The sequence below is a fragment of the Phyllobacterium brassicacearum genome (assembly GCF_003010955.1).
Lineage (GTDB): Bacteria > Pseudomonadota > Alphaproteobacteria > Rhizobiales > Rhizobiaceae > Phyllobacterium > Phyllobacterium brassicacearum.
Map to the genome: position 1 here is coordinate 87,904 of NZ_PGGO01000087.1, position 11,411 is coordinate 99,314.

The window sequence follows — 11,411 nt, forward strand, 5'->3', positions numbered from 1 at the left end:
GCGTAGTATCCCCGCCATTCAGCCGGAAAACACATGCTTTTCCGTTGCATGATCAGGGAGGTCTCGCAATGAACACCGCTGCGCTCGCAATGCCAACCAAACGGGATTACAGCCTCATCGGCCGCGACGCCCGGTTGGCCGTTGAATCGGGCCTCGCTGCAGCCGAGTGGTACCATACCGACATCCCGCGCAAACAGATGAAGGAGCTGATGAAGCGCTCCGATGGCCCGGCGATCCGCGATACCGCGATCTGGCTTGGCAGCATGGTGCTTTTCGCCGGCCTCGGCATCACCTTCTGGGGCACATGGGTGTGCGTACCGTTCTTCCTTGCCTACGGCGTGCTTTACGGTTCCGCATCCGACAGCCGCTGGCATGAGTGCGGCCATGGCACGGCATTCAAGACCCGCTGGATGAATGACGCCGTCTACGAGATCGCGTGCTTCATGATCATGCGCAACCCGGTCACTTGGCGCTGGAGCCACACCCGCCACCACACCGACACGGTCATCGTCGGCCGCGATCCGGAAATCGCAGTGATGCGTCCCCCAGACCTTCTGCGTGTGGTGTTGAATTTCTTCGGGATTCTTGACGTCTGGCATGCGCTGAACGACCTCGTCCGCAACACGTTTGGTGTCATCAGTGCCGAAGAGAAGACCTTCATCCCAGAACAGGAACAGCCGAGAGCCATCCGCATCGCGCGCATCTGGTCTGCTATCTATGCCGTCACCATTGCCCTGTCGATCTACATCGGATCGGTCCTTCCGCTGGTACTGATCGGCCTGCCCCGCCTCTATGGCGCGTGGCATCACGTTCTCACTGGCCTGTTGCAGCACGGCGGGCTGGCCGACAATGTTACCGATCACCGGCTGAACAGCCGCACCGTTCTCATGAACCCCGTCAGCCGGTTCATCTACTGGAACATGAACTATCACGTCGAGCATCACATGTTTCCGATGGTGCCCTATCATGCTCTGCCGCAGCTGCATGCGATGATCAGACACGACCTGCCTGCTGCCAACCCATCGATCCTGCATGCTTATCGCGAGATGGTTCCCGCGTTCCTGCGCCAGTTGCGGAATGAGGACTATTTCCTCAAGCGTGAATTGCCGCCGACCGCCAAGCCGTACCGCGAAGAATTCCACAGCGAACGAATGGCAGCCGCGGCTGAATAATAATCAAGACATTAGGGAGGACTGAACATGAGCAACTGGATAGAGGCGTGCACATCCGACGACATCGACGAAGAGGACGTCATGCGCTTTGACCATGATGGACGTACCTTCGCGATCTATCGCAGCCCCGACGACGAGTTTTTCGCCACGGACGGCCTGTGCACCCATGAACATATCCACCTTGCTGATGGCCTGGTGATGGACGAGATCATCGAATGCCCCAAGCATAACGGTCGCTTCAACTACAAGACCGGCGAGGCGAAGGGGGCTCCGGTCTGCGTCAATCTCAGGACCTATCCGGTCAGGGTCGAGGCGGGCAAAGTTCTGATTGAGGTGGGGTGATCGCCATGCAACACGGAATGGTCATCATTGGCGCCGGCGAGTGCGGCGCGCGCGCAGCATTCGCATTGCGGGAAAATGGCTATGAGGGACCGGTGACGCTGATCGGAACCGAAAGGCACCTCCCCTATGAGCGTCCTCCACTGTCGAAGGACGTTATGGTTTCCGACGCCCATCCATTGCCAAGAACGATTGCAGGCGAAGATCAGTTCAACGAGAAACGCGTCGATTTCATCGCTCAATCCACCGTGTCGGCGATAGATCGTTCGGCAAAGCGCGTCGTGCTCGAAGACGGCCGACTAGTGGATTACGAACGGCTCCTGCTCGCCACTGGAGCAATCCCTCGCCCCCTGCCGCTTGCTGCGAACAGCAAGCATTGCGTCACCCTCCGCAGTTTCGACGATGCCATTGCCATCCGTGCGCGGTTTCAGCCCGATGCCCGGATCGTCATTATTGGCGGTGGCTTTATCGGACTCGAACTTGCGGCAAGCGCCCGTAAACGCGGCGCTAAAGTGACAGTCATCGAGGCGCAGATCCGGATCATGATGCGTGGGGTTACCGCAGAAATCGCTGAGGTCATCGCTGCACGTCACCGCAATGAAGGGGTAACCATCCTCTGCAACACCGGCATTGTTTCCATTGCCGACCATGCAAGGAATGTCGCGATCGTCCTTTCAAGCGGCGATGTCATTGCTGCCGATCTTGCCGTGATCGGCATTGGTGCAACGCCCGCCACAGCATTAGCGGAAGCATCTGGCCTTGAAACCGGCAACGGCATTGTCGTCAATGAATGGCTGCAGACCGGTGACCCCGACATCTACGCGGCCGGCGACTGCTGCGTCTTCCCGCTCGCCATCTATGGCGGGCGGCGTGTGCGGCTGGAAGCCTGGCGCAATGCGCAGGAACAGGGCGCACTGGCAGCGCGCAACATGCTCGGCGCGTTGGAGCCACACCAGGCAGTTCCATGGTTCTGGTCGGATCAGTATGAGCTCGGTCTGCAGGTCGCAGGTCTCTCCGACGAGGGGACGCAAACCATTCGCCGCGACCTCGGCGACGGTGCTTTCATCCTCTTTCACCTTGACGACGATGGCCGCCTTGTTGCCGCCAGTGGCATCGGCCCGGGCAACGCAGTTGCCAAGGATATCCGGCTTGCCGAGATGCTTATTGCACGGAGCGCCAGGCCGGGTGCCGATCAGCTCGCGGCATCGAACGTCAAACTCAAATCGCTTCTAGCGGCATAGACCGGATAAAAAATGAACAGCAAACGACCCACCGTGGCGGACATACTTGCGTTGAAGGGCAGGCGCCAGCTGACGATGCTGCGCGTTGAAACGCTTGAGGAGGCGGAAGCGGCAGAGCGCGCCCGCGTCGACCTGTTGTCGGTACCGCCAGCACTCCTGATACCGGAGTTTCGCGACGCAGCTCCTTCGGCCTTCACGTTCCCCGGGCTTGACTATGGCGAGTACATCACCGCTGAAGACTATCTGCGCGCCGCTTTCAAGGCGCTGCGTGCCGGTGGCGACGCCGTCTATTGTGCCGCCAGTCTCGCGACCATACGCCGGATGCGCGATGAAGGGATTCCCGTCTGCGGCCATGTCGGGCTGATCCCCTCCAGGGCAACCTGGACTGGCGGCTTCAAGGCCGTGGGCAAGACTGCGCAGAGTGCGTTGGAAATCTGGCGGCAGACCAAGGCGCTGGAAGAAGCGGGCGCCTTCGCAGCGGAAATCGAGGTGGTTCCCGTCAACGTCGCGGCGGCCATTTCCGAACGCACGTCGATGTTCATGATCTCGATGGGAGCAGGTGCTGGCTGCGACGCGCAATATCTCTTTGCAACGGACGTTCTCGGTTCAAATCGCGGTCATTACCCCCGCCACGCCAAGATCTATCGCAATTTTATCGCTGAATATGATCGTCTGCAGCAGGAGAGAGTCGCAGCCTTCTCCGAGTTTGTCGCAGATGTGCACGCGCAAAACTATCCGGGGCCCGAACATGTGGTTGGAATTCCGCGTGACGAACTGGACCGATTTCTGAAAGAGCTTCCTGGAGTTTAGCCTATGGATCATCAGCCCCTGAACCATTCAACCGCGTCAAAAGCGGCTGAACATACGCATCGTTTCGTCCTCACTCTTGCCTGCGAAGACCAGCCGGGCATCGTCGCTGCGGTGACGACTGAGCTCGCCAACACCGGTGCCAACATTGCCGAGAGCAACCAGTTCTGGGACCGGCAGACCAACCGCTTCTTCATGCGCATTGCCTTTACCGCTGCCGAAGGCACGACCAAGGACGACGTGGAACGGGCGCTCAAGCCGGCCATTGACCGCTTCGACATGAAGACGACCCTGGTCGATCAGGCCAAGAAGCCGAAGATCATCATCATGGTGTCGAAGTTCGACCATGCACTGCTGCACCTGTTCTACCAGATCAAGGTCGGCTGGCTCGATGCCGAGGTGGCGGCGATCGTCTCCAACCATGAGGACAGCCGCCGCTTTGCCGAGCATGAGGGCATCCCCTATCACGTCTTGCAGGTGAATAAGGACAACAAGAAGGAGCAGGAAGAGACGCTCTTGAAGATCGTCAAGGACAGTGGCGCCGATCTCGTCATCCTTGCTCGCTACATGCAGGTGCTGTCCGACAATCTCTCCAAGCGGCTTTACGGCAAGGTGATCAACATCCACCACTCCTTCCTGCCGAGCTTCAAGGGGGCGAAGCCCTATCACCAGGCGCATGAGCGCGGGGTGAAGCTGATCGGTGCCACGGCGCACTATGTCACCCCGGATCTCGACGAGGGTCCGATCATCGAGCAGGAGACCGAGCGGGTCAGCCATGCCATGAGCGCCGAGGATTTCGTCGCCACCGGCCGCGACATCGAAAGCCGGGTGCTGGCACGGGCGGTGAAGAAACACCTCGAATCCCGCGTCATGCTCAACGGCCACAAGACGGTGGTTTTCTAGTCGTCGCGAGACGTTTCAAGCAATCGCTGAATGATTTTAGCAACATGCTGCACGGCGGGATCCTGGTCCCGCCGCACATGCCAGGCAAGATGCAGGGTGAAACCGTCGACCGGGATCGGCGGCTCGAACACGGCAAAGCGTTTCGCTGCGTCCTTTGGAACACAAAGGCTGGGGATCATCGCTATAAGGTTGGACTCGGCTAAAAGTGGCGGCACCATCAGGAAACTCGGTACGACAATGCCGACGCGGCGTTCCTTGCCATGCCCCGCCAGCGCGTCATCCAGGTCGCCTTTGGTATGGCCACGGCCGGAGACCAGTACATGGGGAAACGCCAGCCACTTTTCGAGATTGAAATCGGCGATTGCCGGATGATCCTTGCGCATCATCACCACATAATGCTCCCGCAGCAGTTCATGCCGCCTGAACGAAACATCGATCTTCGGAAACACTGAGGCGGTGAGGTCGATCGTTCCCTTGGCAAGAGCATCGAGGGCGTCGGCGGGCCCGCCATGCCACGGCCGGATCACCAGATCGATCCCGGGCGCTGACTTTGCAAGTTCCTGATGCAGGGCGCCGATGATGACCACGGCCGGGTAATCCGCCATGACAATGCGCACTGTCTGGCGCAGGGTGGCAAGGTCGACAGCCGGCGGATCGAGCACGGCATTGACCTCGGCCAGCAAATTCTTGATCGGCACACGCAGCGACTCTGCTTTCGGGCTCAGTCGCATCATGCCCTTGCCGCGTTCCAGCAACGGGTCATTGAACAGTTGGCGGCAGCGCTCCAGCGCGCTCGACGCGGCTGGCTGCGAGAGACCCAGCCGGTCCGCCGCACGTGATACATGCGCCTCATCGAGAAGTGCGTCCAGCACGACGAGGAGATTGAGATCGACGGAACGCAAATTCATGTGCTGGATACTAGCACATGCGGCCGATCAAATTAAGTAATATCCTGATGAGCTCCTGGCCCTAAGCTTCGATCTCGACATTGCCGAGCGGCTTGGAGCAGCAGGCGAGGACATAGCCTTCGTCAATCTCTTCGTCGAGAATGCCGCCATTGTGATCCATGTCGACATCGCCGGAAATCTTCATGACCTTGCAGGTGCCGCAGAGGCCGGATTCGCACGCAGCTGCAATACGGATACCGGCCCCGCGAGCAGCCTTGAGAATCGTATCGCCTGCCGCGCAGGGAACGTCCATTCCCGACATGGAAAAGGTTACGGTAGATGTAGCTTCGGCGATCTCTGTCGAGATCACATCCAGCATAGGCAAGACCGGTTCGGCGGCAGGACCGAAACTTTCCTGATGATAATGTGCCATATCGAAGCCGGATGACTCGAGCATCGCCCGGACATCCCGCATGAAGCCTTCCGGGCCGCAGCAGAAAATGGCCCGGTCCTTGAAGTCCGGCGAGAGCAGCGGCAGCTTGGGTGCTTCGAGCCGGCCGCGAATGCCGGTCCAGACCTGCCCCATCTCGTGCTCCTTGATAAGGAAGGCGAGCTTCAGATTGGGCATGCAACTCGTGAGATATTCGAGTTCCTTGCGGAAGATGATGTCACTGGGACGGCGCGCGCAGGTCACGAAACTGATATCGCTCTGCGGCGCGCAATCATGCATCCAGCGGGTCATCGACATCATCGGCGTAATGCCTGACCCGGCCGAGATGAATAGATATTTCCCGCCAGGATGCTTGCGCATAGAGAAGTCGCCAAGCGGACCGAAAGCCTTCAATCGCACACCCGGCATCAGGTGATCCAGCATCCAGCGCGTGCCAATACTGTCTTCCTGCGCCTTCACCGTCACGGCGATGGTGAATGGCCGTGACGGGCTTGAGGAGAGCGTGTAGGTGCGCAGCACCGCTTCCGGCTGCACCGGCAGTTCGAAGGTCATGAACTGGCCCGGCTCATAACGGAACCAGTTATGATTGTCCGAGCGGAAGGTGAAAGTCTTCACATTGGGTGCTTCCTCAACGACCGACAGGCACTCCAGCAAATGCAGCCGGTCATTCCATGGCTGCATCTGATCGAGGTGCGGATAGTTCTGAGAAAGCGCCATAGAGCGAGAATAGGTCATATTGCACCGTTCTGCCGGGGGGGATTCTGGTCAAGGTCAAGGGATTTGGCGAGACCGATGTGGTTCCATCGGACGAAGCCGAAGCCCGATGGATTTGGCCTGAATTCACCTGGCCCTTCGGGTTTCCGGCTGGCGGACACCCACTTTGTCAAGTGGCGTCGTCCGATGGATAAGCATCGACCTCGCCACTCTCCGCGTGGATTGTCTCGCCATCCGAGAAACAGAACGCGTGCCATATGACCCGTTCTCGCTCTTCTCATCATGCTACCTTGCTGAGCTTGTTATTACCGGAAAGACGGCTCTCCATCGCATTGCTGTACCATTCAAGGAACTGCAGTACGCCGCCCTCATGCTCGACCGAATAGGGGCCGGGTTCATAGGCGGGCGAGCGGATGCCGAATGCGTTTTCCTCAACGATACGGCGATCCTGGTCATTGGTTTCTAGCCAGACATGCGTCAGCTCTTCGATATTGTAGTCGACACCTTCGACCGCATCCTTGTGTACCAGCCACTTCGTCGTGACCTGCGTCTCGTCGGGACCGAGCGGCAGCACGCGGAAGGAGATGGCGTGGTCACCGAGGATGTGGTTCCAGGTCGTCGGGTAGTGGTAGAGCAGCAGCGAGCCGATATGCTTGGCGTTTACGTCGTCACTAAGCTGGCGGCCGACCGCGCGCTTGCCTGAAAGCGTATAGCTCTCGGCGTTGTTGAGCAGCGGAACGCGCGTTGCCCGGTACTGGCCATCCTCGGCAATGCGGAACACGCTCGGCAAACCGGCTGCTTCGCACTTGTCCCAATGTGCGACCATTTCCGGATCTTCCTTCGAGCCCTGAATTCCCGTAGCGCTCGGGGCCTCGGGGAAGGTCTTGCACAGCTCGGGATGGTTGGCGACACAGTGATAGCACTCGCGATTGTTCTCCCAGACGAGTTTCCAGTTGCCCTTTTCGACAATCGAACTCTGGAAGGCGACCTTGGTTTCGGTCAGCCGATGCGGCGCAAGATAGAGGTCGAGCATGGCGCGTGTCGGACCGAAATCCGGAGCAACCTGTGCCAGGCATATGAAGATATAACCGCCCACGCTTTCGCAATGCACCGTTTTCAGGCTGTGCTGGCTGGCATCGAAATCGTCGCCCATCTGCCGCGCGAAAAGCAGACGGCCATCGAGCTCATAGGTCCACTGGTGATAGGGGCACACGAGCTTGGCCGACGTGCCCTTTTCGGCCGCGCAGATGCGTGACCCGCGGTGGCGGCATGAATTGTGAAAGGCTCTGATCTGTCCCTGGCGGTCGCGGACGATAACGACCGGGTAGTCACCGACCTGGACGGTGAAGTAGTTGCCCGGCTTTGCCACTTCGCAATCGTGGCCGATAAACAGCCAGTCGCGATAGAAGATGGTCTCCATGTCGAGACGGTAATAGTCCGGATCGGAAAAGAAGGCCTGTTCGAGGCCATAGCCCGGTTTCCGGTTTTTGAGATTCCGGAGCAGTTCGTTACGAATATCCATGTCGTGTCCTCGCCCTAAGCTTGCAAAGAACTGACTGGTGGTGACGGAGAAGAACGTCCGCACGGTCAGCGAATGACCATACAAAAGCATGCTCCTTGATCGCCCACCGCGATCAGTCGGTTGTACCACTCGGGGCTGGTTTCCGGGCTCTGGAGTTGCCTTGCGGGGCTTCGCGACGCCTTCCCGGGGTGCACTCCCAGTGGCTGTTTTGCCGCGTTTTCCACTCCACTACCGTTGCGGGGGCAGCGCCGGGTTTTTGACCGGCTTCCCAATTCTCCGCTTCCCCTAGAAAGCGGCACCTCGAGTATCCTGATAAAAGCATCCGGCACGGAAAAAGAATAGGCGCGGAAACGACATCGCATTTACGAACGGCGACAATGTCTGAAACGAAATCGGCGGCACATCTGCCGCCGACCGTCGCCGTATTAATGAACTTACGCTTTGGCGCGATAAAGGTACTTCCTGATCGACTCGAGCTTCATCTCGATCGAGAACCCCGGCAATGACGGCGGCATGTAGGCCGCGCTCTGGATATCGCAAGGATCGATGAAATGCTCATGCAGGTGATCGACATATTCGATCACCCTGCCCTCTTTCGTGCCCGAGACGGCAACATAGTCGATCATCGACAGGTGCTGCACATATTCGCACAGGCCCACACCGCCCGCATGGGGCCAGACCGGCAGGTCGTATTTCGCTGCGATCAGCAGCACCGCCAGCACTTCGTTCAGCCCGCCCATGCGGCAGGAATCGATCTGCACCACGTCAATGGCGCCTTCGGCGATGAACTGCTTGAACATGATGCGGTTCTGGCACATCTCCCCGGTCGCCACCTTCACCGGGCTGATCGCCTGGCGAATCTTGCGATGGCCCGCCACGTCGTCAGGGCTCGTCGGCTCCTCGATGAAGAACGGTTTGACGAAGGAGAGTTTCTTCACCCAGTCGATCGCCTCATTGACTTCCCAGACCTGATTGGCATCGATCATCAATATCCGGTCCGGGCCGATGACCTCGCGGGCAATCGTCAGGCGGCGGATGTCATCATCGAGATCGCGGCCAACCTTCATCTTGATATGATTGAACCCGGCATCGACGGCCTCCTGGCAAAGGCGCCGCAGCTTGTCATCCGAATAGCCGAGCCAGCCGGCCGAAGTCGTGTAGCAGGGATAGCCTTCGGCTTTCAGGGTCGCGATCCTCTGCTGCTTGCCCGCCTCAGCCTTGCGCAGGAGCGCCAGTGCTTCGTCGCGGGTGAGCACGTCGGTCAGATAACGGAAGTCGACAATGTTGACGATCTCTTCGGGCGTCATTTCACCGACCAATTGCCAGACCGGCTTCTTCGCTTCCTTGGCGAGCAGATCCCACACCGCATTCACCACGGCGCCGGTGGCAAGGTGCATCGCACCCTTGTCCGGGCCGATCCAGCGCAACTGGCTGTCGCCGGTGATGAAATGCCAGAAGCGTCCCGGATTTTCCTTCACCCAATCGAGTTCGAGCCCGATGACCAGGTGCTTCATCGCCTCGATGGCGAGGCAGCAAATCTCATTGCCGCGACCGATGGTGAAGGTTAGGCCGTGGCCGGATAGCCCGTCAACATCGGTGTCGAGCACGACATAGGCAGCCGAATAATCCGGATCGGGATTCATCGCATCCGACCCGTCGAGACTTTGAGAGGTAGGGAAACGGATATCAAAAACACGAAGATCGGTGATGCGGGTCACAATATGCCTCTTTATCTGTTGCTGCGGCGCGCCTCGCCTAAACGTCCGCGCGCGTCACCTGCTTCTGGTTGCCCAGACCTTCAATACCGAGTTCCACGACGTCACCTGCCTTGAGATAGCGCGGTGGCTTCATGCCCATCCCGACACCGGGAGGTGTGCCGGTCGAAATGATATCGCCCGGATGCAGGCTCATGAACTGGCTGAGATAGGAGACGAGGAAGGCAACGCCATAGACCATCGTCTTGGACGAGCCATTCTGCATGGTCTCGCCGTTTACCGTCAGCCACATGGCAAGGTTCTGCGGATCGGCGACCTCGTCCTTGGTCACCAGCCACGGACCGGTCGGCCCGAACGTGTCGCAGGACTTGCCCTTGGTCCACTGGCCGGCGTGCTCGGTCTGGAACGCGCGCTCGCTGACATCATGAACGGTGCAGTATCCGGCCACATAATCGAGAGCTTCGGCTTCGCTCACATATTTTGCCGTGTGGCCGATCACGACGCCGAGTTCCACCTCCCAATCGGTCTTTTCCGAACCGCGCGGAATGACGAGATCATCGTTCGGGCCGACAATCGCCGAGGTCGCCTTCATGAAGATGACGGGTTCCGGCGGTACGGCCATCCCGGACTCGGCTGCGTGATCCGCATAATTGAGACCGATACAGATGAATTTGCCGGTCCCCGCAACGCATGGCCCAAGACGCGGATTGCCGCTGACAAGCGGCAGACTTTCAATGTCCATGTCAACGAGCTTGGCCAGCACGTCCGGGCTGAGCGCTGGACCAGACAGATCACTTACCTTGCCGGACAGATCGCGGATTTGACCCTTGGTATCAAGAACGCCGGGTTTTTCCTGGCCTGGCTCGCCATAACGTAGAAATTTCATTGTATATTCCTTGCTTGCTTAGACGGTCCAGCCGCCATCGATATTATAGGCCTGGCCCGTCGTGTAAGTGGCTCCAGCGAGATAGACGGCGAGGTCGGCGATCTCCTCCGGCAGGCCGAGGCGGCCCATCGGCTGGCGTGCGATAAAGGCGGCACGGGTCGCTTCGTAATCGCCTCCAGCGCGCATCCGCTGTTCGAGCGACGGGCTTTCCACCGTGCCCGGGCAGATGGCGTTGCAGCGGATGCCCTGCGTGATGTAGTCAGCGGCTACTGCCTTGGTCAGACCCAACACAGCCGCCTTGGTTACACCATAGGCAAAGCGGTTCGGCACGCCCTTAACGCTGCTGGCAACGGACGACATGTTGACGATTGCACCGTCCCTGCGCTCAAGCATGCCCGGCAGCACCGCCCTGATCGTGCGGATCATGGCGCGGACGTTGAGGTCGAGCGCGAAGTCGAGGTCAGCGTCCGGCATTTCGAGTATGGAGCCGCCATGGACGAACCCGGCACAGTTGAACAGCACGTCGATTGCACCGATCTCGCTGATGACCTGGTTGACTTCGTTTGTCTTCAGCACGTCGAGCTTGCGAGGCTTGATAGCGGTTTCCTTTGGCAGCGCGTCCAGCAACCCCTGATTGATGTCCGTCGCATGGACGATGGCGCCTTCACTTAAAAAGGCCAGCACCGACGCACGGCCGATGCCCTGCCCTGCTGCAGTTATCAGAACGCGCTTGCCTTCAAGCTTACCTGTCATTTCAAACCTCCATTCGGCATT

The 11,411-nt window shown here is 59.2% G+C and carries 11 protein-coding genes and 1 riboswitch; of the genes, 5 read left to right on the top strand and 6 right to left on the bottom strand.

The window, feature by feature from the left end; genetic code table 11:
• The first annotated feature begins 68 nt into the window (after nucleotides 1–68).
• From CU102_RS28820 to purU, 5 genes are read left to right on the top strand one after another with little or no spacing between them, the layout of a single operon-like run.
• Nucleotides 69–1,172 carry a fatty acid desaturase family protein gene (locus CU102_RS28820; protein ID WP_166648422.1) on the top strand — a complete coding sequence of 368 codons (1,104 nt, stop codon included), beginning with the start codon at nucleotides 69–71 and terminating at the stop codon, nucleotides 1,170–1,172.
• Between the two features lie 27 nt (nucleotides 1,173–1,199).
• The gene (locus CU102_RS28825) at nucleotides 1,200–1,514 is read left to right on the top strand and encodes a MocE family 2Fe-2S type ferredoxin (protein WP_106714421.1); all 315 of its coding nucleotides are present in this window, start codon (nucleotides 1,200–1,202) and stop codon (nucleotides 1,512–1,514) included.
• A 5-nt stretch (nucleotides 1,515–1,519) separates the two neighbouring features.
• Nucleotides 1,520–2,752 (top strand): NAD(P)/FAD-dependent oxidoreductase, encoded by a 1,233-nt coding sequence (locus CU102_RS28830; protein ID WP_106714518.1) that lies wholly within the window; start codon nucleotides 1,520–1,522, stop codon nucleotides 2,750–2,752.
• A gap of 12 nt (nucleotides 2,753–2,764) precedes the next feature.
• Nucleotides 2,765–3,562: a 3-methyl-2-oxobutanoate hydroxymethyltransferase gene (locus CU102_RS28835; protein ID WP_106714422.1), complete on the top strand. Its 798-nt coding sequence runs from the start codon at nucleotides 2,765–2,767 to the stop codon at nucleotides 3,560–3,562.
• Nucleotides 3,563–3,565: 3 nt separating this feature from the next.
• Entirely contained in the window at nucleotides 3,566–4,462 is an 897-nt protein-coding gene (purU, locus tag CU102_RS28840) for a formyltetrahydrofolate deformylase (RefSeq protein WP_170115315.1), read from the top strand.
• Here purU and CU102_RS28845 read toward each other — a convergent pair.
• The 6 genes from CU102_RS28845 to CU102_RS28870 all read right to left on the bottom strand — a co-directional run bounded on the left by CU102_RS28845 (nucleotide 4,459) and on the right by CU102_RS28870 (nucleotide 11,390).
• A complete protein-coding gene (locus CU102_RS28845; RefSeq protein ID WP_106714423.1) occupies nucleotides 4,459–5,370 on the bottom strand; it encodes a LysR family transcriptional regulator in 912 nt (303 codons plus the stop codon). The genes purU and CU102_RS28845 overlap by 4 nt on opposite strands.
• 61 nt (nucleotides 5,371–5,431) lie before the next feature.
• A complete protein-coding gene (locus tag CU102_RS28850) occupies nucleotides 5,432–6,517 on the bottom strand; it encodes an FAD-binding oxidoreductase (RefSeq protein ID WP_106714424.1) in 1,086 nt (361 codons plus the stop codon).
• A gap of 277 nt (nucleotides 6,518–6,794) precedes the next feature.
• Nucleotides 6,795–8,036 (bottom strand): aromatic ring-hydroxylating oxygenase subunit alpha, encoded by a 1,242-nt coding sequence (locus tag CU102_RS28855; protein ID WP_106714425.1) that lies wholly within the window; start codon nucleotides 8,034–8,036, stop codon nucleotides 6,795–6,797.
• Between the two features lie 116 nt (nucleotides 8,037–8,152).
• A riboswitch (cobalamin riboswitch) is annotated at nucleotides 8,153–8,354 on the bottom strand.
• Nucleotides 8,355–8,470: 116 nt separating this feature from the next.
• Nucleotides 8,471–9,754: an L-fuconate dehydratase gene (locus tag CU102_RS28860; protein ID WP_106714426.1), complete on the bottom strand. Its 1,284-nt coding sequence runs from the start codon at nucleotides 9,752–9,754 to the stop codon at nucleotides 8,471–8,473.
• Between the two features lie 37 nt (nucleotides 9,755–9,791).
• A complete protein-coding gene (locus CU102_RS28865; protein WP_106714427.1) occupies nucleotides 9,792–10,637 on the bottom strand; it encodes a fumarylacetoacetate hydrolase family protein in 846 nt (281 codons plus the stop codon).
• 18 nt (nucleotides 10,638–10,655) lie between these two features.
• The gene (locus CU102_RS28870) at nucleotides 10,656–11,390 is read right to left on the bottom strand and encodes an SDR family oxidoreductase (RefSeq protein WP_106714428.1); all 735 of its coding nucleotides are present in this window, start codon (nucleotides 11,388–11,390) and stop codon (nucleotides 10,656–10,658) included.
• Nucleotides 11,391–11,411: the final 21 nt, after the last annotated feature.